The sequence below is a fragment of the Streptosporangiales bacterium genome (assembly GCA_009379825.1).
Taxonomy (GTDB): Bacteria; Actinomycetota; Actinomycetes; order Streptosporangiales; family WHST01; genus WHST01.
This window is the reverse complement of record WHTA01000065.1, coordinates 1-20,823: the sequence shown is the minus strand read 5'-3', so window position 1 is coordinate 20,823 and position 20,823 is coordinate 1. Positions and strand designations below refer to the sequence as shown.

Annotated in this window: 19 protein-coding genes, 1 tRNA gene and 1 pseudogene; 10 read left to right on the top strand and 11 right to left on the bottom strand. The window is 70.5% G+C overall.

Features of this window, described 5'->3' with window-relative positions:
• Positions 1–34 precede the first annotated feature (34 nt).
• Positions 35–127: pseudogene (locus GEV07_23875) on the bottom strand (DUF2023 domain-containing protein).
• A 187-nt stretch (positions 128–314) separates the two neighbouring features.
• Between GEV07_23875 and GEV07_23870 the strand changes: the two are divergent.
• Complete coding sequence (locus GEV07_23870) at positions 315–950, top strand: hypothetical protein (GenBank protein ID MQA05625.1); 636 nt, start codon at positions 315–317, stop codon at positions 948–950.
• 74 nt (positions 951–1,024) lie between these two features.
• Here GEV07_23870 and GEV07_23865 read toward each other — a convergent pair whose 3' ends face one another.
• Positions 1,025–1,654, bottom strand: a complete 630-nt coding sequence (locus tag GEV07_23865) for a methyltransferase domain-containing protein (protein ID MQA05624.1) — start codon at positions 1,652–1,654, stop codon at positions 1,025–1,027.
• A 75-nt stretch (positions 1,655–1,729) separates the two neighbouring features.
• Between GEV07_23865 and GEV07_23860 the strand changes: the two genes are divergently transcribed.
• Both GEV07_23860 and GEV07_23855 read left to right on the top strand, forming a co-directional pair.
• Positions 1,730–1,803 (top strand) — tRNA-Ala (locus tag GEV07_23860).
• A 137-nt stretch (positions 1,804–1,940) separates the two neighbouring features.
• Positions 1,941–2,294, top strand: coding sequence for a hypothetical protein (locus tag GEV07_23855; protein ID MQA05623.1), 354 nt, complete (start codon positions 1,941–1,943; stop codon positions 2,292–2,294).
• Positions 2,295–2,309: 15 nt separating this feature from the next.
• Here the strand turns inward: GEV07_23855 and GEV07_23850 are convergent, their stop codons facing one another.
• From GEV07_23850 to GEV07_23835, 4 genes are all read right to left on the bottom strand, one after another.
• A complete protein-coding gene (locus GEV07_23850; GenBank protein ID MQA05622.1) occupies positions 2,310–3,590 on the bottom strand; it encodes a hypothetical protein in 1,281 nt (426 codons plus the stop codon).
• On the bottom strand, positions 3,587–3,994 hold the full coding sequence (locus GEV07_23845; GenBank protein ID MQA05621.1) for a hypothetical protein: 408 nt from the start codon (positions 3,992–3,994) through the stop codon (positions 3,587–3,589). Before GEV07_23845 ends, GEV07_23850 begins: the two co-directional genes overlap by 4 nt.
• Positions 3,995–4,083: 89 nt before the next feature.
• A complete protein-coding gene (locus tag GEV07_23840; protein ID MQA05620.1) occupies positions 4,084–5,694 on the bottom strand; it encodes a long-chain-fatty-acid--CoA ligase in 1,611 nt (536 codons plus the stop codon).
• A 45-nt stretch (positions 5,695–5,739) separates the two neighbouring features.
• The gene (locus GEV07_23835; protein MQA05619.1) at positions 5,740–6,126 is read right to left on the bottom strand and encodes a VOC family protein; all 387 of its coding nucleotides are present in this window, start codon (positions 6,124–6,126) and stop codon (positions 5,740–5,742) included.
• Between the two features lie 84 nt (positions 6,127–6,210).
• On the opposite strand from GEV07_23835, the gene GEV07_23830 reads away from it, so the two are divergent.
• Positions 6,211–7,440, top strand: a complete 1,230-nt coding sequence (locus GEV07_23830; protein MQA05618.1) for an FAD-dependent oxidoreductase — start codon at positions 6,211–6,213, stop codon at positions 7,438–7,440.
• Between the two features lie 8 nt (positions 7,441–7,448).
• On the opposite strand, the gene GEV07_23825 is transcribed toward GEV07_23830, so the two are convergent.
• Positions 7,449–8,390, bottom strand: a complete 942-nt coding sequence (locus tag GEV07_23825; protein ID MQA05617.1) for a cyclase family protein — start codon at positions 8,388–8,390, stop codon at positions 7,449–7,451.
• 134 nt (positions 8,391–8,524) lie between these two features.
• Here GEV07_23825 and GEV07_23820 point away from each other — a divergent pair, with 134 nt between their 5' ends.
• The 4 genes from GEV07_23820 to GEV07_23805 are packed head-to-tail and all read left to right on the top strand — an operon-like array spanning position 8,525 to position 13,500.
• Positions 8,525–9,385 (top strand): SDR family oxidoreductase, encoded by an 861-nt coding sequence (locus tag GEV07_23820; GenBank protein ID MQA05616.1) that lies wholly within the window; start codon positions 8,525–8,527, stop codon positions 9,383–9,385.
• 36 nt (positions 9,386–9,421) lie between these two features.
• On the top strand, positions 9,422–10,849 hold the full coding sequence (locus tag GEV07_23815) for an MFS transporter (GenBank protein ID MQA05615.1): 1,428 nt from the start codon (positions 9,422–9,424) through the stop codon (positions 10,847–10,849).
• Positions 10,825–12,144 (top strand): histidinol dehydrogenase, encoded by a 1,320-nt coding sequence (gene hisD / locus GEV07_23810; protein MQA05614.1) that lies wholly within the window; start codon positions 10,825–10,827, stop codon positions 12,142–12,144. Before GEV07_23815 ends, hisD begins: the two co-directional genes overlap by 25 nt.
• 33 nt (positions 12,145–12,177) lie before the next feature.
• Complete coding sequence (locus GEV07_23805) at positions 12,178–13,500, top strand: MFS transporter (protein ID MQA05613.1); 1,323 nt, start codon at positions 12,178–12,180, stop codon at positions 13,498–13,500.
• A 3-nt stretch (positions 13,501–13,503) separates the two neighbouring features.
• On the opposite strand, the gene GEV07_23800 is transcribed toward GEV07_23805, so the two are convergent.
• Genes GEV07_23800 through GEV07_23790 form a run of 3 tightly spaced genes read right to left on the bottom strand, consistent with a single transcriptional unit; the run spans position 13,504 to position 18,131 of the window.
• Positions 13,504–15,120, bottom strand: coding sequence for a hypothetical protein (locus GEV07_23800; GenBank protein ID MQA05612.1), 1,617 nt, complete (start codon positions 15,118–15,120; stop codon positions 13,504–13,506).
• Between the two features lie 15 nt (positions 15,121–15,135).
• On the bottom strand, positions 15,136–16,836 hold the full coding sequence (locus tag GEV07_23795; protein MQA05611.1) for a CocE/NonD family hydrolase: 1,701 nt from the start codon (positions 16,834–16,836) through the stop codon (positions 15,136–15,138).
• 29 nt (positions 16,837–16,865) lie between these two features.
• Entirely contained in the window at positions 16,866–18,131 is a 1,266-nt protein-coding gene (locus GEV07_23790; GenBank protein ID MQA05610.1) for an MFS transporter, read from the bottom strand.
• Between the two features lie 196 nt (positions 18,132–18,327).
• Between GEV07_23790 and GEV07_23785 the strand changes: the two genes are divergently transcribed.
• Positions 18,328–19,719 carry a hypothetical protein gene (locus tag GEV07_23785; GenBank protein MQA05609.1) on the top strand — a complete coding sequence of 464 codons (1,392 nt, stop codon included), beginning with the start codon at positions 18,328–18,330 and terminating at the stop codon, positions 19,717–19,719.
• Entirely contained in the window at positions 19,716–20,690 is a 975-nt protein-coding gene (locus GEV07_23780; GenBank protein MQA05608.1) for an NAD-dependent epimerase/dehydratase family protein, read from the top strand. The genes GEV07_23785 and GEV07_23780 overlap by 4 nt, the downstream gene beginning before the upstream one ends.
• Before the next feature lie 16 nt (positions 20,691–20,706).
• On the opposite strand, the gene GEV07_23775 is transcribed toward GEV07_23780, so the two are convergent.
• Positions 20,707–20,823 (bottom strand): IS982 family transposase (locus GEV07_23775; GenBank protein MQA05607.1); only part of this gene is annotated, 117 nt, incomplete at its 5' end.

Sequence of the window (20,823 nt, the reverse complement as noted above, 5' to 3'; positions counted from 1 at the left end):
GCCTGTCCGTGAGGGGGCTTGTCGCGGCAGACTGGCCGCTCCGTGCCGGCCCGGTCCGTGCCGCCCCGCCCCGTCCCGTGCCGCCCGCCCCGGCTCCGTGCCGCCCCGTCCCGCGGCGGCACGTGCGGTCCCGCTCCACCCGGCGGCAGCCCATGCTGAAGGGCAAAACGGACTCTGGTAACACTGGTAACTTACGACACACCGTTGTTAATGCACCCCAGTGGTATCCGTGGCGGTCTAGTGTGCAGGTGTGACCGGAACCTTCCCCACCGGGTCGCACGCCGACGCCGGTTTTACGGTCCAGGGACGCTGACATGGGCGGCGCGATCATCTACTTGGTCATCGTCGCGGTGTGGGCAGTGGTCCTGGTGCCCCGCTGGCTGCGTGCGCACGACCGCGTGGCCGAGACGTCGACGCCGTCGGCGGCCGACGAGCCGCACGGCCGCGTGCTCGCGCGCCGGTTCGCCGCCGACACCGCACCTGCCGCCGAGGCTCCGGTGGCCGAGGCGGAGCCGGCGGACCAGGCGTCGCCTACGACCGTGCCCAGCCGCTCGTACGAGCCGCGGGCGCGCGCGCACCGCGCCGCGGTCCGTCGTCGCGCCGTGTTCGGGCTGCTGCTGCTGGCCATCGCGGGTACCGCGGTCGCGGCCGGGTTCGGCGCGCTGCCCTGGTGGTCGGTTGCCGGACCGGTGCTGCTGATGCCGCTCTACGTCGTGCACGTCCGGCGGCTGATCGTCGCCGAGCACGCCCGCCGCCGTCGGGCGGAGCGGGCGCGCCGGCTCAGCTACGCCACCGCCGTCGAGTACGACACGACCGACGAGGACCTGCCGGCGCCGGCCTCGATGCAGGCATACCGCAGCCGGCGCGCCGCGCCGGAAGCCGCCCCGTACCGATACGGGCACGAGAGCGAGGCCGGTGACTACGACGTCCGCCGTGCTGCGGGGGGTTAGCGCGGCGGCGCGGCGGGGAGTTCCCTGTAGGGGCGCGGGGAACCTCCCGCCGCACTCCGCTCACCGGGCGGGTCCTACTCGTTCGGGGGGAGTAGGACCCGCCTCGTGGGCGGGCACGACGTCACCAGCAGGTACCGCTCGTCGGTGATCGGTCCGCCCCACAGCCGCGGGTCGTCGAGCGGGTGCACCATCGCGTACGTCCCCACCTGCCGCGCAAGCCGGTCGCATCCGGCCGCGGTGATGCTGGCGCCGGTCTGCCAGCTGCCCTCGACGAGCAGCAACCGGCCGGCCGGGCGCAGCAGCCGCATCCACGCGGCGAGCGCGGCCGCCGGATCGGGCAGCGCCCACAGCACGTGCCGGACGACGACCACGTCCGCCGACGCCGCCGCGTACGGCGGGTTGGCGGCGGCGCCCTGCTGCAGCGCAGCCGGGACGCCGGCCGCGGCGGCCTTCGCCCGTGCCGCGGCGACCATCGCGCCGGGCAGGTCCAGCCCGCGTACGCCGTAGCTGAGCTCGGCCAGCAGCACGGCGATGCTGCCGGTGCCGCACCCGAGGTCGACCACCGCCGCCGGTGCCGGCGGTAGCGTCCGCGTCAGCAGCTCCGTCCATGCCGCCCGCGCCTGCGGGTCGAGCAGACCGTGGTCCACCTCCTCGTCGAATCGCGCCGCCTGCCCGTCCCAGTACTCCCGTACCTCGTCGATCACACCGGCATCCTGTCACCGGCCGCCGACAGCGGCCGCCGGTCGCAGGTCTGCTAGTCTGCATCCGTCTTCCGATATGGGGCTGTAGCGCAGTCCGGTAGCGCACCTCGTTCGCATCGAGGGGGTCAGGGGTTCAAATCCCCTCAGCTCCACCCCAGGACAGGGGCCCTTTCCTCGTTCAGGAGAGGGCCCCTGCGCACTCCGTCCACAAGCGTCGCCGGGTGGTACGTACGGGCGGTCGAATTGAGCTAGTCTCCGGGGCGTGAGTCGGACGCCCACCACGCGTGAGATGTCGCCGATGCTGCGGCGTAGGTGGCGCCTGCGCGTTGCGGGGATAGCGCTGATCCTGGTGACCCATCTGGGGTTCGCCGTGGGCTCGCTGGTGTTGCCGGTGTCCGGGATATCGGAAGAGACCATCCAGCCGGATCCGAACAAGCTGACGCCGGCGGCGAAGCTGGTCGACTGTGGCCCGGCCGGTCTGGCGCTGTTGGACAAGACCAAAGGCAGCCGGCAGACGGACTCCGGCTGTGATGCTGCAGCGAAGGAACGCGGCATCTTCGCGCTCGCTGTCGGTGGTGGTGGCGTGTTTCTGCTCCTGGCGATCGAGTGGTCCTGGCGACGCGGCGCCCTCGGTATGCGCTGACCACCCCGTCGCCGGTCAGTCGTCCTTGCGCGGTTCCATCGCGGGTGGCACTTCCATCTCGCCGGCGACGTAGTTGCCGTGCCGGTCGACGAACGACGACGTGGACTCGAGCTTGCCGTCCCGTACCTGGTAGGTCTTGATCACGGCACGCAGTTCGCCCTGACCGTTCTGCTGGAAGACAGTCTCGTACGCGTAGACGTTGCCGTTGCTGATCTTCTGCGCCTGGACGACCGCGTCGGCGAGTTGGGCCGGCAGTAGCGCGCCGTTGAGTCGGCCGTACCGCGGGTCGAGGTCCCGCCCTGGTGGCAGCCGGTCCGTCGGTGCCTGGCCGGGCAGGCTCGGCGGGCGTTCACCCCGATGCCTGATCGCGCGGGTCAGCTGTGGGTCGACGTAGCCCGCCCTGCCGTAGCTCGCGCCGAGCACGGCGCCGGTGAAGACCTGTTCCTGTAGGCGACGGGTTTCTTCCGGGCTGAGGTCGAAGCTGTCCAACCCGAGCCGTACGCTCACGGTGCGCCAGCCGTCGTCGCCGGTGTGCCGGGTGTCGCTTACGGCCACGATCGGGTAGAGCCGCATGTCCGGGCCGAGGAGGAACCCGCCGCCGGCGACGCCGCGCTTCCCGTCAGGGGTACAGGGGAGACCGGCAGGGAGAGCCGCACGCCAGGCCCGGGACCCGAGGTCATGGGTGTTCGCCGTCGGTTTCCACCCGGCTCCGTAGTTCTCCTGGTAGGCGGCCCTGGCGCGGCGGAAGAGGTTCGGGCTGCTGTAGGCGGAGTAGACGGGTAGGGCGTAGCCGTCCTTCTTGCCGGCCTTGCGCCCGGCCAGCCGGGTCAGCGCCACGGCGCACACGTGATCGAACGTCTCCGCACGCCTGAGCTGAGCCTGCAGTGTCTTCGTCCAGGCCTTCGCGTCCGCCTCCCGGTCACCGGCATCGAAGACCGGGTCGACGGTGCCGTCACTGTGGACGGTCATCTGCGCGTTCTCGGCGCGGGTGGCAACCGTGTCGATCTTCGACTTGCAGCCGCCGAGTACGCTCGCGGCCAGGCGCAGCGTGTTCCTGGCCACGGTCAGGCGGCTGATCGCCGTGTAGATCGCGAGCCCGTCCGCGGACGCCACCTCGGCGGCCGCCGGCTGCCCGGTGCCACGCCAGCCGTCCTTACGCAGCAACGGATGCACGACCTCGGCGAAGTACTCCGCCCCGGCGGTACGTAGCTGCCGGCAGGCGCGCGACAGCCCGTCGGCGGCATCCGTGAGGCCGCTCACCTTCGCATACCGGACGTCGCTGATCGTCAGGCTCACTGTGCCGGCCCCACCGGCCGACGAGCTGCCTCCGGGTCGCCGGGCTCGACGGTGCGGCCATAGTGCGGGACGCGAGTCGACGGCCCGTAGGCGCCATCCGGGGTTCTCGCCCAACAGCGCTCCATCTCCGCCGCGCTCGCGTCATCGTTCGCGGCGGCCACGTTGGCCGAGCTGGTCAGGTTGGAACCCACCGTCCCGAGCGTCGTACCCAGGCCACTGACCACGCCGGACCACGTCGTGAAGAAGGTCTCGAACGCCGCACTGACCTCGAAGGACGCCCCTGGCGTGCGCTCACTACCGGCAGCGGCAACCTTGCGGTGTTGCAGCCAGACGTCCGCGCCGACGTCATCGGCCTTCCGGCCCCAGCGACGGACCGCGCCGGGACGCATCCGCAACTTTCCCATCGTGGCGGCACCTCACACACTCGTGAACACATCCGCCACACCGTAGGCCGAACCGCTCTGCAGCGGCGGCCGCTGTCCACAGCCTTACGTCACCCCTGGATACGGGAGTCGTGGCCGACCCAGGCCCGCTCGCGGAGCTGGAACTTCTGGATCTTGCCGGTGGAGGTCTTGGGCAGCTCCGGCACGAGCTCGACCTCGTCCGGCACCTTGTACCTCGCGATCCGGCTCCGCACGTGCTCCAGCAGCTCTTCCGGTGGCACCGACTCGCCCGGGCGCAGCACGACGTACGCCTTCGGCCGTTCGCCCCACTTCTCGTTCGGGACGCCCACCACCGCGACCTCCAGGACGGCCGGGTGCGAGTCGACCGCGGCCTCCACCTCGATGGTGGAGATGTTCTCCCCGCCGGACACGATGATGTCCTTGGCCCTGTCGCGCAGCTGGATGTAGCCGTCCGGGTGCCGGACACCCAGGTCACCCGAGTGGAACCACCCGCCGCGGAACGCCTGCTCCGTCGCCTCCGGGTCGTCGAAGTACCCGGACATCACGTTGTTCCCGCGCATCACGACCTCACCCATGGTGGCGCCGTCGCGGGGTACGTCGCGCATCTCGTCGTCCACCACGCGCACCCCGTCGGTCACCACCATGCCGACGCCCTGCCGTGACATCACCTCGCTGCGCTCGTCCACGTCCAGCTCCAGCCAGCCCTCCTGCGGCTCGCAGACCGTGTAGGGGCCGTACGTCTCCGTCAGCCCGTACACGTGCGTCAGCCGCGCCCCGAGCTCGGACATCCGCCGGATCACCGTGGGCGACGGCGGTGCGCCCGCGGTCGTCACCACCACCTCGTGTGCCAGCGGATGGGCGCCCTCGTGGTTCGCGATGGTCACAAGCACCGTCGGCGCGCCGTTGAGGTGGGTGACGCCCTCGGTGTCGAGCAGCCGCCAGATCTCCGGAGCGTCGACGGCGCGCAGGCACACGTGCGTGCCGCCGATCGCGGTCACCGCCCACGGCGTGCACCAGCCGTTGCAGTGGAACATCGGCAGCGTCCACAGGTACCGCGACTCCGGTGTGTGCCTGGAGTGCACGATCTCGGCCAGCGAATTCAGGTACGCGCCGCGGTGGTGGTACATGACGCCCTTGGGACGTCCCGTCGTGCCGGACGTGTAGTTGATCGAGATCGTGTCCCGCTCGTCGGCGACGCTCCACGGCAGCGGCCGGTCGTCACCGCGGGCCAGCAGCTCCTCGTACGAGATGCCGCCGAGGTCCGGGTCCGGCGTGGCGCCGGACGCCGGGTCGGTCACCGTCACGATCTCGGTGAGGTCGACGTCCCGTGGTACGGAAGCGTGCAGCGCGGCGTCCACCACAAGCACCTTCGCCCCTGAGTGCGTCAGGATGAAGCCGATCTCGGCGGGCGCCAGCCGGGTGTTGATCGCGACCAGCACCGCGCCCGCCAGCGGCACCGCGAAGTGCGCGACGAGCATCTCCGGGATGTTCGGCAGCAGGTACGCGACCCGGTCGCCCGGCCGGACCCCGCTGGCGCGCAGCGCGTGCGCCACCCGCGTGGTCTCCGCGGCGAACTCGCGGTAGTTCGTGCGGCGGTCGCCGTAGACGATCGCTTCCTTGTCCGGGAAGACCTCGGCGGACCGTTCCAGGAAGGCCAGCGGGGTCAGCGGCGTGAACCAGGTGTCAGCTGTGACGGCCATGGGGTCATCGTCGCCGTAGCCGAGCTGGTCGGACAAGCCCTCCGGCTACGCGCCGCTGCCGTACGGCCGCGTGATGATCTCCAGGTTGTGACCGTTGGGGTCCTCGAAGTACGCACCGCGACCGCCGTCGTTGTGGTTGATCCGCCCGGCCTCGCGGTGGGCGGGATCGGCGTAGTATGTCACGCTGGCGGCCTCGATCCTCGCGAAGATCGAGTCGAACTCGTCCTCGGCGACCAGGAACGCGTAATGCTGCGGCGCGATCTCGTCCGCGCCGCTCTGCAGCACGTCCAGGGTCACCCGGTTGCCCGTCTCGACCGGCAGGAACGGACCGTACGGCGCGCCGACCTCCAGGCCGAGGATATGGGCGAAGAACTGCGCAGTGGCCTCCCTGTCACGCGCCGCGACGATCGTATGATTCAACTCGACGGACATCGTGCTCCTCCCTCCAGCCGGGGCGGATACTGGTTGCCATTGCTCGATCCTACGGTGGGTCGCACACTCGAAGGGGGAGGCGAGATGCGGCGAACTACCTGTTGTGTGATCGGCGGCGGGCCGGCTGGGATGGTGCTCGGGTTGTTGCTCGCCCGGGCGGGTGTGGACGTCACGGTGCTGGAGGAGCACGGGGACTTCCTGCGTGACTTCCGCGGTGACACGGTGCACCCGACGACGTTGTCGCTGCTGGACGATCTCGGGCTGAGTGAGCAGTTCGCCGCGTTGCCCCAGCGCAGGGTGGACAAGGTCCAGCTCCCGCTCGGGCCCGATGGGGAGTTCCTCACGCTCGGCGACTTCACGCTGCTACGCACCAAGTACAACTACATCGCCATGGTGCCGCAGTGGGACTTCCTCGACCTGCTCGCCGACGCCGGCAGGGAGGAACCCACGTTCACGCTCTGCATGAACACCGAGGCGACGGAGTTCGTCCGCGAGGGTGGCCGGGTCAACGGGGTGCGCTACCGCACCAGCGAAGGCGAGACCGGTGAGATCCGCGCGACCATCACCGTGGCGTGCGACGGCCGCAGCTCGCTCGCGCGCGGGATCCCCGAGCTCGGCCTGCGCGACTTCTCCACCCCGATGGACGTCTGGTGGTTCCGGCTGCCCAGGCGTCCGGACGACGTGGCCGGTGTGGTCAGCTCCGTACGCAACGGGATGTTCATGTTCCTGATCGACCGCGGCGACTACTACCAGGCCGCGTCGATCATCGCGAAGGGCACCGACGCCACCCGCCGTGCCAGGCCGATCGAGGAGTTCAACCAGTCGCTGGTCGAGCTGCTGCCGTGGCTCGCCGGACGGGGGCTCGTGCCGGACTGGGACGACGTCAAGCTGCTCGACGTCAAGCTCGACCGGATGAGCAAGTGGCACGTCCCCGGCCTGCTGTGCATAGGCGACGCCGCGCACGCGATGTCACCCGTCGGCGGCGTCGGCATCAACCTCGCGGTGCAGGACGCCGTCGCGTCCGCGCGCCACCTCGCCGAGCCGCTACGCCACGGCACCGTGGGCCGCGCGGAAGTCGCCGCGATCCAACGACGGCGCTGGCCCACTACGGTCCTCGTGCAGAGCTTCCAGCGCGCCGTGCACAAGAACGCCATCGAGTCGGCGCTTGCCGGCGAGATCGACTTCAGCGATCTCGCGCACCTGCCGTTGCCGCTGCGCATCGCCGAGCGCATGCCGTGGGCGCGCCGGCTGCCGCCGTACCTGCTGGCCTACGGCGCGATGCGGGAGCGTCCACCGGCCGCGGCGCTGCGCTGACGCTGCGGTTACTTGATCGCCAGCGGGTTGAGCGGCGAACCGACGGCGCCGGGGATGAGCAACGGCTCGCCGACGAACAGGAACTCGTACCGACCGTCGGCGGCGCAGTCCGCTGCGATGTCGTCCAGCTGCCAGATCTCGCCGACCAGCATGCCCATGCTGACGAGCAGGATCAGGTGCAGCGGCTGGAACGTGCCTTCGATCTCGTTCGGGCGTACCTCCGCGCCCCAGGTGTCTGTGGCCAGCGCGGCGACATCGCGCTCGTGGAACCACGGCGCCGTCTGCAGCGACAGGCCAGGCGCGTCGCCGACCGAGAAGCCAGCCCAGCCCGGCTTGGTACGACGGGCGTGCATGTCGCCCGTACGGATGATGACCACGTCGCCGGCGCCGACCTCGACGCCCTGGGCGCGGCACGCTCCGTCCAGGTCCGCGGGCATGATGGCGTGGCCGGGCTCGAGGTGGTCGACGGCGAAGTAGCGCGGCATGTCGAGCAGTACGCCGCGCGACACGACCTTGGACACGTGCTCGATACCGCCGTGCACGGCACCCTGCGCGCTGACGTCGGCGGCGCTGAACCCGTTGTACATCACGCCGTTGCGGAAGATGTGGCCGAGCGCGTCCCACTGCGTCCCGCCCTGCAGGAAGAAGAACAGGCTGTCGTCGGCGTAGCCGAAGCCGAGCGGGTCGCCGCTGTACGGCTGCGTGCCGGCGAGGTGGTCGGAGCCGGTCGCGACCATCTGGTGGACGGGGTTGACCCGGCCGAACGCGCCTGTCTGCGGGCCGTCGCCGTCCAGCGGCAGTTGCATGGACACGGCGCGCCCGTCCTGGACCAGGCGCGCGGCGGCCGCGGTCTTCTCCGCGGTGATGTGGTTGAGCGTGCCGCGCTGGTCGTCGGTTCCCCACCGGCCCCAGTTCGACAGCTCCTTGTAGTACTTCTCGAACAGGTCGATCGTGATGGCCGGTTCCGTCACGGCAGGACCTCTCTTCGTCGAGGCGGCGTTGCCACCCGACGGTAGGACGTACGCGACGGCCAGTCTTCCTCGCAACCGAGGAGCTGTGCGGCTCCAGTTCCTCCGATGAGTGGATGTTCCCCGTGCGGCTCGCGATTAGCGTGCCTGCAGGTACCGGGGGAGTGGAGTGCTGCGCGCACGAGACGGAGGTGGTCGCGGTGGCCACGCCCACGGCTGACCCGGCACAGCCGTCGTTCGCCCTCACCGGCAGGCGCGCGCTCGTCACCGGAGGCAGCAAGGGCCTGGGGTACGCGAGTGCGCTCGCGCTCGCCGGTGCCGGCGCCGACGTGGTGATCGCGGCACGCAACGAGGTCGAGGTGGAGCAGGCCAGCGCCGCCATCGCGGCCAGGCACGGCCGATGCACGCCGCTGGTGCTCGACGTGACCGACATCGACGGGTGCCGCAACAGGCTCGCCGACCTCGACCCGTTCGACGTGCTCGTCAACAGTGCGGGACGCAACCGGCCTGAACCGTTCCTCGAGGTCTCGCCGGACGCGTTCGACGACGTGCTCGGCCTCAACCTGCGGTCGGCGTTCTTCGTGTCGCAACTGGTGGCGCAACGGCTCGTGGCGGCCGAGCGCGGGGGCGCCATCATCCACATGTCGTCGCAGATGGGGCACGTCGGCGGCGCCAACCGCAGCGTGTACTGCGCGTCCAAGTGGGGGCTCGAAGGACTCACCAGGGCCATGGCGATCGAGCTGGCGCCGTACGGGATCCGGGTGAACGCCCTCGCGCCGACGTTCATCGAGACGCCGATGACGCAGCCGTTCTTCGCCGACGAGACGTTCCGGTCGAGCGTGCTGGACAAGATCAAGCTGGGCCGGCTCGGCACGCTCGACGACATCGGCGGCGCCGTGGTGTTCCTGGCCAGCCCCGCCTCCGCCCTGATGACCGGGGCGTCGCTACTGCTCGACGGTGGGTGGACCGCCGACTGACACACGACCCGGCAACCACGACGGAGTGGGAGCACCATGTTCGACGCGTTGGACAGGCAGACCGCGCTGAGCCGCCGGCAGCAGCTGCTGGCGTACCTCGCGACGTGGGCGGTGTGTCTGGAGTTCCTCGACTACTTCCTGATCGGGTTCATCCTGACGTTCGTCTCCGGCTCGTGGTCGCTGACGTTCGGGCAGTCGTCGATCATCCTGCTCTCGTCGGGCATCGGCGCGATCCTCGGTGCGCTGTACTTCGGGCGGCTGGCCGACCGGATCGGCCGGCGTCGGGTCTTCCTCATCACCATCGCGGTCTTCACGCTGGCGACCGGTGCGCTGGCGCTCACGCCGGACGATGCTGCGGTCGGCTGGATCTACCTCACCGTGCTGCGGGTGGTCGTCGGCTTCGGCGCGGGTGGCCTCTACGTCGTAGACCTGCCGATGGTGCAGGAGTTCATGCCGGCCGCGAAGCGCGGGCGCGTGGTCGGCATGGTGACGTCGGCGGTGCCGCTCGGCTTCCTTGTCGGCTCGCTCATGGTGTGGCTGCTCTCCGACCTGATCGGTTGGCGGGGCATCCTCATGGTCGCCGCCGTGATGGGGCTGTCGGTCTTCACCATGCGACTGTGGATCCCGGAGTCGCCGCGCTACCTGGTGCGGCAGGGCGACCTGGAGGGCGCGCGCCGTTCGATCGCCTGGGCGCTGCACGTCGACGCCGAGTCGCTCCCGCTGGCCGCACCTGCCGTGGAGTCGCCGCAACGCAAGCCGGGTATCCGCGCGCTGTTGCCGTACAAGCGCAGCTTCTGGCTCGCGACCATCGCGAACCTCGGCACGCAGACCGGCTACTACGGGCTGACGCTGTGGACGCCCACGCTGCTCGTGCTGATCCTCGCGATAGACCCGGCGCAGTCCGGTTTCTACATGGTGTTCGTGACGCTCGGTGCGCTCGCCGGACGGTTCGGCCTCTCGTTCCTCGCCGAAGGGGTGGGCAGGCGCCGCGCGGGGATCATCGCGGGCTTCGCCGCCGCGGCGCTGCTGGTGCTCGCGGCGGCACTCGACCAGGTGGCGATCGCCGGCTTCTCGGTGTTCTTCCTGCTAATGATCGTCGTCTACTTCTTCGGCGAGGGCGGGTTCGCGATCGTCGGGCCGTACTCCGGTGAGGTGTGGCCGAGCTGGCTGCGTACGACCGGCATGGGGTTCGCGTACGGGATCGGCGGCATCGGCAAGGTCATCGGCCCGCTCGGGCTGGGGCTGATCGTCGGGTCGAGCAACCTGGTGAAGCCGGAGGCGACGGTGACCGACCTGATGCCGGCGTTCTGCTACTTCGCCGGCTGGTACGCGCTGTGCGCAGTGATGTTCGCGGTGCTCGGCTTCGAGACGAAGGGCAAGAGCTTGGAAGCGCTCGACGACGAGATCGAAGGGCAAACCCGAGCTGGAGAGGAGAACCGATGGCACACGAGATCCTCAAGGTAGCGGCCTTGGCACGTACGGAGGTGACGGCCGCGCGCGCGAAGGTCAGCGACACCGTGCAGTCCGTCATCGAGGACGTCCGCGCACGCGGCGACGCGGCGGTCAGGGAGTACTCGAAACGCTTCGACGACTGGGCACCGGACACCTTTCGGCTCTCCGCGGAACAGATCGACGCGGCCGTCGCCCGGCTGCCCGAGGAGGTCGTACGCGACATCGAGACGGTGCAGGAGAACGTGCGGAACTTCGCCCGCATCCAGCGCGAGTCGATGACCGAGGTGGAGGTGGAGACCGCGCCTGGTGTGCACCTCGGGCAGAAGCACATACCCGTCGCGGCGGCGGGTGCGTACGTGCCAGGCGGCCGCTACCCGCTGACCGCCTCCGCGCACATGACCATCGTGACGGCGAAGGCCGCCGGCGTGCAGCGGGTCGCCGCGTGCACGCCGCCGATCCGCGGCCAGGTGCCGGACGCGACGATCGCCGCGATGCACCTGGCGGGTGCCGACGAGATCTACCTGCTCGGCGGGGTGCAGGCGGTCGCGGCGCTCTCGCTCGGCACCGAGACCATCGCGAAGGTCGACCTGCTCGCCGGACCCGGCAACGCGTTCGTCGCCGAGGCGAAGCGGCAGCTGTTCGGCGAGGTCGGCATCGACCTGCTCGCCGGTCCCACCGAGACGCTCATCGTCGCCGACGACGCCGCGGACCCGTTCGTCGTCGCCGTGGACCTGCTCAGCCAGGCCGAGCACGGGCCGGACTCACCCGCGGTGCTGATCACCACCTCGCGGCAGCTGGCCGAGGAGACGCTCGGCCACGTGGAGGAGCTGCTGCCCGGCATGCCGACCAACGACTTCGCCGAGCCGGCCTGGCGTGACTACGGCCAGGTGCACGTCGTCGACTCGATCGAGGCGGCGTACGCGCTTGCGGACATGTTCGCGTCGGAGCACGTGCAGATCCTCACCGCCCAGCCCAGGCGGGCGCTGGACGAGATGCGCAACTTCGGCGCGATCTTCCTCGGCGAGGGCACCTGTGTCAGCTACGGCGACAAGGTGATCGGGACCAACCATGTGCTGCCGACGCTCGGCGCCGCGCGCTACACCGGCGGGCTGTGGGTCGGGAAGTACCTGAAGACCGTCACCTACCAGGAGGTCACGGACAAGAGTGCAAGCGCGTCGCTCGGCGAAGTGTGCGGGCGCGCCGCCCGGGTCGAGCAGTTCGAAGGGCACGCGCGGTCCGGTGACGTCCGCGTCGCGAAGTACGAGGGCAAGCCACTGGCCTGGAGCAGCCACACGTTCGGGTCCTGAACCGTACCGCCCCCAGCGTCGAGGGAGAACGTCGTGACGAAGGAGAAGATCACCCGCGCCCAGTGGCTGACGTTGCTGGCAACGACGCTCGCGTGGGGCCTGGACGGTTTCGACGGCAGCCTGTTCACGCTCGTGGTCGGGCCGGCGATGACCGACGTGCTGAGCAACGGTGGCGCCGCCCCGACCCCCGACCAGGTGACGTACTACGGCGGGATCGCCGTGAGTCTCTACCTGCTCGGGTGGGCGATCGGCGCGGTGATCCTCGGCGTGCTCGCCGACTACTTCGGTCGGCTGCGGGTGCTGGCCGCAGGCATCCTGACGTTCGCCTTGTTCACCGCGCTCACCGCGGTCGCCACGGACTTCTGGCAGGTCGCCGTCTTCCGGTTCATCGCTGGTATGGGGTCCGGCGTCGAGTACCCGGTCGGTGCCACGCTGATCGCCGAGGTGTGGAACAACAGGTACCGCGCACGCGCGGCGAGCATCATGGCGTCCGGTTACGCGGCGGGCTACTTCCTCGCGTCGGTGACGTACGGCCTGATCGGCAGCTTTGGTTGGCGGGTGACGATGGCCGTCACGCTGGCGCCGGCGCTGCTGGTGTTCGTCCTGCGGCGGTTCGTGCAGGAGCCGGAGACCGCGGTCGCCGCACGCAGGCAGCGGCGACTGCAGCGGGACACAGGTTCCGAGCGGCCGAGGTTCACCCTGGTGGAGCTGTTCTCCCCGTCGGTGCGGCGCACGACGATCCTCGCCATGGTCGTCTGTGCCGGTTCGCTGGTGTCGTTCTGGTCGATCACGACCTGGGCGCCGCAGATGATCCGCAACCTCGGCGCAGCACCGGACGACGCGATCACGCAGGTCGCGCTCGGCACGGCGTTGCTGAACCTCGGCGGCTTCCTCGGCTACGCGAGCTGGGGGTTCATTGCGGACGTCGTGGGGCGCAGACCCGCGTTCGCGATCAGCATCGCGTGCATGTGGGGCGGTTCGTTCGCGCTGTTCCCGTGGGGCTGGGGCTTCGGCGCGTACCTGGTGGTGCTGCCGGTGATCGGGTTCGGCATCTTCGGCACGTTCTCCGGCTGTGCGGTGTGGTTCCCCGAGCTGTTCGCGCCGCCGATCCGGGCGACGGCGATGTCGTTCACGAACAGCTTCGGCCGCATCCTCACTGCGCCAGGACCGGTGTTCGCCGGGGTGATCGCGGCGTCCTGGTTCGGCGGCAGCCTGCCCCAGGCGGTCATGGTCGTCGCGTCGTTCGGCCTGGTCGCGGCCATCGGGGTGCTCCTGCTGCCGGAGACCCGCGGCCGCATGGTGCACGGCTGGACCCCCGACACCACCGCCACCCGACAAGCCGAGGGCGCCGGGTGAGGGTCAGCCGTCCCTGAGGACCAGTTCGCAGAAGAGGCGTTCGTCGGAGTTGGTGAAGTCGATGCCGGAGAGCTCGGTGATCCGGCCGAGTCGGTAGCGCAACGTGGTGGGGTGCAGGTCGAGCTCGACGGCGGCGGCCCTGGTGTTGCCGAAGGCACGGAGGAACACGGCTAGCGTGTGCACGTAGTTGGTGCCGTGCGTGCGGTCGTGCTCGCGCAGCGCCTCCAGCTTGTGGTACCTGGCGTGCTCGTCGGTCCGTACGGCCGCGCCGAGCCGGTTCAGCAGGATCTGCGGTACGGCGTCGTCGAACCGCAGCACCGGCTGGCCGGTGCGGGCGAGTACCTCGAGCACGTTGTCGGCCTGGTCGCGCAGCTCGGGCGCCGACGTCAGCCGCTGGCGCTGCTCGCTCACCGCCACCAGGGTGTCGAACCGCAGCGTGCGGCGGGCGTTGTCCGCCAACCCCTCGCCGAGCTCCTGTACGTTGCCGAGCTCGCGTCCGTCGGTGAGCGCCACCAGGCAGTAGATCGTCTGGCCGACGGCGGTGGTGGCGACCCGCCAGCGGTACGCCTGGCAGTAGAGGTCGACGGACTCGACCAGCCGGTTGCGTTCGGCGTGACTGGACGCGGCGCCGTCGGCGCGGCGCAACGCGAGCATGCAGTACGCGTCCGCGGGCACCACGCCGAGATCCTCGGCCACCGACCGCGACAGCTCGCCGGTCTCGATGAGGGTGCGCAGGATCTTGCGCTGTGCCGCCCGCTGGCCGAGCATCTCGTCCTGGTAGCGCAGCAGGTGTGGTGCGCAGATCCCCGCCGCTACGTGCATCTTCTCCGCGACGTCGTCACGCAACGGTTTGCTGCCCTCCGCGACCCAGAGGACGCCCACCGGGTGGTCGTCCACCCGGATACCGCGCAGCAGCCGCCGCTGCGCCTGGTACGGCCCATCGTCCACGTTGACGACGTGGTCGGTGGTGAGCAGCGTCTCCAGTGCGCCCTTCTCCTCCAGGTGTCGCAGCCACTCGTCCGGTATCCGGCCGCCGAGGATCGCGGCGTCGCGACCGTGGTCCACGGCGTCGGTCAACGTGGAGAAGGCGAGCACCTGGAAGTTGGCGTCCTCGATGATCACCGGGCCGCCGAGGAAGTCGGCGAGTGCCTCGGCCAGGCCGGTGAGGTCGCCGGGTGCGACGCTGCCCACCATGTCCTCGCCGCCACCGTCGTGCTTGTGCAGCACGTCGCGGATCGCGTCGGCGAGCGCCAGCCAGGAGACGCCGCTGCACCGCTCGTACAGCGCGACGCGTTCGTCCCTCGCCAGCCGGGCGAGCGCGGCGAGCGCGAGCGGCCCGACCCGCCGGTCGACGACGACACCGACGCACCCGCGGCTGGCGGCATGTCGCAACGCGACGCTTGCCGCGTGCATCTCCTCGCCCGCGTCGGTCAGCAGCGCGAGCTGGTGCTCACCGACCCAGGCGGCGTCCGGCTCGTAGACGCAGACGCCGGCGATCGGTGCGCCGGCCCGGGTGCCGTGGTCGATCAGGTCGACGTAGCCGGAGCCGAGGGCGGCGGTGAGCTCGTCGACGGTGACGCCGGCTCGACTCGACGAGTCGTGCGTCGCCCGTGCGTCCATGCACCGCCTCACTCATCAGGCACCGGCGGGTATGACCGGCAGTACGAGGTACGGCTGCCGCTCATCATCGCACACCAGCGTGGTGGTGCCGGAGTACTCGGGCTTGTCCCGGTCTCCGGGATGCTCGTGCCAGTACGGTCCGCTGCCGAACTGCTCGCGCGCGTACGCCGGGGTGCGCTCGCCGCCGTGGTCGTAGTCCTGACCCTGCACGGTGAGCCCGATGCGGTAGCCGGGCGGTACGACGATCGAGGTGGGCCACACCTCGACGTCCACCTCGTAGACCTCGCCAGGAGTGAGTGGCTGCATCGCGTCGTGCGTGTGCCATGGCCGCCAGGGCTCGGACCGCTGCGGGTCGGTCGCGCGGTGGGAGACCCGCAGCCAGCCCTGCGTCAGCGGCGCGCGCGGTTCGAAGGCGGAAGAGAACAGCACCTCGGTGCCTTCCGGGTCGTAGAGGTGCACGGTGGCGAAGATGTCCGCGTCGGTCGTCGTCGAGGCGACGAACAGCTTCAACGTCACCGGGCCGGTGATCTCCGTCTCCTCGCCGAACACCTCGGTGACGAACGTGCGGCCGGCCGAGCGCGCCTCGGACGAGGCGTCTTGCGGCGTCGCGGGCCGGCTCGTCGACAGTGCGCTGCCGGCGGCGTCGAGGTAGTACCTGGTCCACTCGGTACGCGCGAGCGGCCACTCGTGCTCGTGCCGTTCCACGAAGTGGTCCACGTGCCTGACCTTCAGCTGCACCGGCGGGTGCCGGTCGAAGCCGTTGTCCGCGCCCTTGAGGAAGTGGTCGAAGAACCTGCGCTGCAGGTCGCGCCCGTAGTCGGTGTAGAACTCGGTCCAGTGCTCGAAGCCGTGGATCTCCAACCACTTCTGGGCCGAGCTGCTGCGCAGGTAGCCCTCGACGTTCCCGCGCGAGTGCAGCGCCATCCCGCCCCAGTTCGCGGCCGACAGCAGCGGCACGGTGATGCGTTCGAGTGTTGCTGACCGGTCCCTGTAGTACTCGTCGTCGAACGGGTGCTCGTCGAGCATGCCGCCGATGTCGATGGCGAGCCGCCGGCGCTCGTCCTTGTCGACGTCCTCGTCGCCGGTCACGCGGCGGCCGTTGTTCGGGTTCTCCGGCGCGTCCGGGTTGCCGTACTGCACGGTCTCGATCTGGAACGGCATCCAGGCCGGCATGAACTCGGAGACGATGCCGCCGGAGTGCGTGTACTCGCGGTAGAAGTCGCTCGCGCCTTCCCACGGGCAGATCGCCGCCAGGTGCGGCGGCGCGAGCTCGGCCACCTGCCACTGGTTGGTCGCCAGGTACGAGATGCCGAGCAGGCCCACCCTGCCGTTGCTCCACGGCTGCTGGCCGGCCCACTCGACCGCCTGGTAGAGGTCGCGGGTCTCCCGCGGTGAGAAGAAGTCGACCTCGCCCGGCGTGCGCCCGGTGCCCCTGGTGTCCACCCGCACGACGGCGTAGCTGTGCGGCACCCACAGCTCGGGGTCGGGGTGCTCCCACGCCTGGTACTTGTTGCTCGACCCGCCGAGCTGGTCACCGTGCTCGGTTACTAGGCGGTTCCACTGGTGCGGGTAACCGACCTGGAACGGCAGCCCCTTCGCGTACGGGCCGGCGGAGAGGATCACCGGATGCACCTCGTCGTCGTCCGGTCGGTAGACGTCGGTCGCGAGGACGAGCCCGTCGTCGGTCTCGATGCCGAGGTTCCACTCGATGCGCATGCCGTCCTTGACTTCCACCAGCGGTTCTCTCATTGCCGTCCTCCTTCGCTGACGCGCGCCGGTTCTGGTTTGCGGACGAACATCATTGCCACCAGGCCGATGGCGGGGATCGCGACCATCTGGACCAGGCCTGCCGTCGCCCAGTTGGTGTACTGCTGCACGGTCGCGAAGAAGTACCCGGCGACGCTGGCGGGGATGAAGAAGCCGGCGACGAAGACGCCGACCACTGTGCTCACCCGGTGCGCAGGCACGGACCGCTGCATCAGCGAGTTGGTGTTCGTGTACAAGATGCCGGTCAGGCAGACGCCCATCAGCACCGCGAGCGCCATGGCCGCCGGCACGCCGATGGGTGCGGTGAACGTGAGGCCGCCGACGAGCATCAGGCCGACCAGCCCGATCATGTTGAACCGCTTCTGGTCCCAGCGGTCGGCGATCATGCCGAGGAAGATGCTGAACAACGCGCCGATGCCGAACACCCCGGACGCCAGGCTCGCTTCGCCGCTGGTGAAGTCCCTGGCCTGTTCGAGGAACGTGGGGAACAGGCCGAGCCAGCCGTAGACGGCGAACCCGCTGACGACCGTGACGATCGAGCAGCAGACGACGTTGCGGTTGAACAGCCGGCCGCCGTCCTCGCCGACGGCTCTGGTGCTTGTGCGGGTCTTCCGCTCCTGGCCGAAGTCGGCGACGCTGCGCGGCACCCCGACGAGCACGAACACCAGGATCACCAGGCCGACGGCGGCGAACACGAACAGCGGCACCCGCCACGACTGCGTGGCCTCGCGCAGTGCGTTGCCCAGCAGCGGCCCGCAGAACGCGCCGATGCCGTACGCCGCGTTCAGCGTGCCGATCGACATCGCCCGGTTGCGGTGGAAGAACGCACCGACCGCCGCGTACAGCGCGGCGTTCTGGATGCCCTCGCCTGCCCCGGCGAGGATGCGGTAGACGGCCATGTCGGCGAAGCCGATCGTCAGCCCCTGCAGGCAGGTGGCCATGGAGAACGTGACCAGGCCGCACAGGATCATGTTCTTCCGGCCGATCCGGTCCGCGATGTAGCCGGCAGGGATGGCCGCCAGACCCATGCCGAGCGTGAAGATGGTGGTCTGGAAGCCCGCCTGGCCCGCGCTGAAGTCGAGGTCGCCGGCGATGCTCGAGATGAGCACGGGGAAGACCTGGCGGTCCATCGCGTTGATGATGTACGCGATGTCGAGCAGCAGCAGGATGAACAGCAGGTGCGGCCAGCTGAACCGGCGAGCCGTGGCCTGCTCGTCGCCGATCGTCCTCGATCGTGATGCCATGGTGCCCCAATCCGCGCCAGCGTTGGCTTGGACCGAGACCACCGTAAGGTGCCGACCGGCAACTATCTTGCTCCCGAGCGAGAAGCTTGCGGCCGTCCGTTGCTGCCAACGGAGCAGCAGCCACCGCGAGCACGCCGCAGTTGCAGGTGCGGCCCGGCGCGGTGGACCATTGGTCGACTCGTGACGGGAGTGAGCAATGACTGCGACGCCCCCGGTGCGGCCCGTGCCGGCCGACCAGGTACGCCAAGCGCTGGTGGGAGCGCGTCGGGTCGCCGTGCTCGACGACGACCCGACCGGCACCCAGACGGTCCGTGAGCTGCCCGTACTCACCAGCTGGACGGTCGGTGACGTGCGCTGGGCGCTGCGGCAGTCGACCGCCGGCTTCTTCGTACTGACCAACACCCGCAGCCTCACCCCGGCGGACGCGGCGGCCCGCAACCGGGAGGTCGTCGACGCGTGCCTCACCGCGGCAGAAGCCGAGGGCGTCCGCCTGGCGTTCGCCAGCCGCAGCGACTCGACGTTGCGCGGGCACTTCCCGCTGGAGACCGACGTCATCGGCGAGGTGGCAGCCGCCCGCGGCAGCGCCGTCGACGTGGTGCTGCTCGCACCGGCGTACGTCGACGCGGGCCGGGTCACGGTCGACGGCGTGCACTGGCTTCGTACGCCCGACGGCCTGCAGCCGGTGGCGGACAGCGAGTTCGCGCGCGACGCGACCTTCGGCTACCGGTCGTCCAGGCTCGCCGAGTGGGTCCAGGAGAAGAGCGCAGGGCGGATCGGTCGGCAGGACGTCGTCGAGCTGACCCTGGACACCATCCGCGGCGGTACGACCGAGGAGCTGCGCGACCGGTTGGCCGCCGCGCGCGCTGGCCAGGTCGTCGTGGTCGACGCCGCCGAGGACGACGACCTGCGCGCCGTGACCCTTGCGGTGCTGGCCGCGGAGCGCGACGGGACGTCGTTCGCTTACCGCGTCGGCCCTTCGTTCGTCCGCGCGCGGGTCGGTCAGGAGGCGACGCCGCCGGTGGCCGACGAGACGCTGAAGGAACTGACCAGGGCGGACGCGCACGGGCTGGTCGTCGTGGGCTCACACGTCGCGCTGACCACCAGGCAGCTGGCCAGGCTCGAGCAGCGGCGCGACGTGGCGCGCGTCGAGCTGGACGTGCAGACCCTCGTGAGTGGTGGTGCCAAGCAGCACGTGGCCGACGCCGTGGCCGCCGCGACGGCGGCGCTCGGCGACTCGCTCGTGGTGCTGAGCACGTCGCGGGCACTCGTGACCGGCGCCGACGAGGCGGCGAGCCTGGACGTCGCCCGCCGGGTCAGTGCCGCGGTGACGCGGGCCGTGCAGCAGATCGTCGCGGCCAGGCGGCCGGCGTACGTCGTCGCGAAGGGCGGCATCACGTCGTCCGACGTCGCTACCGACGCGCTCGGCATCGACCGGGCGTGGGTGCGGGGCTCGATGCTGCCGGGCATCGTGTCGCTGTGGGAGGCGGCGTCCGGGCCGGCGGCGGGGCTCCCGTACGTCGTGTTCGCCGGCAACGTCGGCGGCGACGACTCGCTGGCCGACGTCATCGACAGGCTGGAGGCGTCATGAGCGTACGCGTCGTCATCACCGGGGGTGCGGGTTTCCTCGGCACGCTGCTTGCCGAGCGGCTGTTGGCGAACCCGCTCGCCGTCGGTGGCGCGGACCCAGCCGACGTCGGCGAGCTGGTGCTCGTCGACCTCGCCGCGCCGCGCGACGAGCTCGCCGTGGACGGCCGGGTGCGCGCGGTGGTCGGCGACCTCGAGGAAGTGCTCGCCGACCTCCCGGACGCGGACGTGGTCTGCCACCTCGCGGGCGTGGTGAGCGGCGCAGCGGAGGCGGACTTCGATCTCGGCATGCGCACGAACGTGGACGGGACGCGTGCGGTGCTCGAGTACGCGCGGCGACAGGCGGCACCGCCGGTGCTCGCGTTCGCCAGCTCGCTTGCGGTGTTCGGCGCCGACCCCGCGATCGGGCCGGTCGACGTCGTCGACGACGACACGCTGCCGCGGCCGCAGTCGAGCTACGGCATCCAGAAGTTCATCGGCGAGCAGCTGGTGGCCGACTACGCCCGCAAGGGCTTCGTGCGCGGCCGGTCGGTGCGGCTGATGACAGTGAGCGTGCGGCCGGGCAAGCCGAACGCCGCGGCGTCCAGCTTCCTCTCCGGCATCATCCGCGAGCCGCTGGCCGGGGAACGGGCGCCCTGCCCGGTGCCGGCGGGGACGCCGGTCGCGCTGTCGTCGCCCGGGCGCACCCTGGACGGCATCGTGCGGGCGGTGAGCGTCGACGACGCGACGTGGGGCAGCCGTACGGCGATGAACCTGCCCGCGCTGACCACCACGCCGCGCGAGATGGCGGCGGCGCTGGACCGCGTCGCGGGGTCCGGTACGAGCGACCTGATCGAGTGGACCGAGGACCCGACGATCGCGGCGATCGTGGCCAGCTGGCCGGCCAGGTTCGAGACCGCCCGCGCCGCCCGCCTCGGCCTGACCGCTGACCAGACGTTCGACGACATCGTCCGCGAGTACCTCGCCGGCACCTAGATGGTTGATTCCTTGGTCAGTGGTCGTAGGCGGTTAGTGATCGTTTGCTGGTGACAACGCCGGTGGTCCAGTTGGTCCAGATGCCGGAGGTGAGGGCGAGGAGTCGCTGGGCGATGCGGGTGAAGACTCCGGT

Bases quoted from the DNA above. Each gene is read 5' to 3' on its own strand.
- GEV07_23795 (MQA05611.1), bottom strand. From the start codon at position 16,836: ATGCGCATCGAGTGGAACCTCGGCATCGAGACCGACGACGGGCTCGTC.
- GEV07_23800 (MQA05612.1), bottom strand. From the start codon at position 15,120: ATGGACGCACGGGCGACGCACGACTCGTCGAGTCGAGCCGGCGTCACC.
- hisD (MQA05614.1), top strand. From the start codon at position 10,825: ATGGCACACGAGATCCTCAAGGTAGCGGCCTTGGCACGTACGGAGGTG.
- GEV07_23830 (MQA05618.1), top strand. From the start codon at position 6,211: ATGCGGCGAACTACCTGTTGTGTGATCGGCGGCGGGCCGGCTGGGATG.
- GEV07_23820 (MQA05616.1), top strand. From the start codon at position 8,525: ATGTTCCCCGTGCGGCTCGCGATTAGCGTGCCTGCAGGTACCGGGGGA.
- GEV07_23785 (MQA05609.1), top strand. From the start codon at position 18,328: ATGACTGCGACGCCCCCGGTGCGGCCCGTGCCGGCCGACCAGGTACGC.
- GEV07_23815 (MQA05615.1), top strand. From the start codon at position 9,422: ATGTTCGACGCGTTGGACAGGCAGACCGCGCTGAGCCGCCGGCAGCAG.
- GEV07_23845 (MQA05621.1), bottom strand. From the start codon at position 3,994: ATGGGAAAGTTGCGGATGCGTCCCGGCGCGGTCCGTCGCTGGGGCCGG.
- GEV07_23870 (MQA05625.1), top strand. From the start codon at position 315: ATGGGCGGCGCGATCATCTACTTGGTCATCGTCGCGGTGTGGGCAGTG.
- GEV07_23835 (MQA05619.1), bottom strand. From the start codon at position 6,126: ATGTCCGTCGAGTTGAATCATACGATCGTCGCGGCGCGTGACAGGGAG.
- GEV07_23790 (MQA05610.1), bottom strand. From the start codon at position 18,131: ATGGCATCACGATCGAGGACGATCGGCGACGAGCAGGCCACGGCTCGC.
- GEV07_23780 (MQA05608.1), top strand. From the start codon at position 19,716: ATGAGCGTACGCGTCGTCATCACCGGGGGTGCGGGTTTCCTCGGCACG.
- GEV07_23855 (MQA05623.1), top strand. From the start codon at position 1,941: ATGTCGCCGATGCTGCGGCGTAGGTGGCGCCTGCGCGTTGCGGGGATA.
- GEV07_23840 (MQA05620.1), bottom strand. From the start codon at position 5,694: ATGGCCGTCACAGCTGACACCTGGTTCACGCCGCTGACCCCGCTGGCC.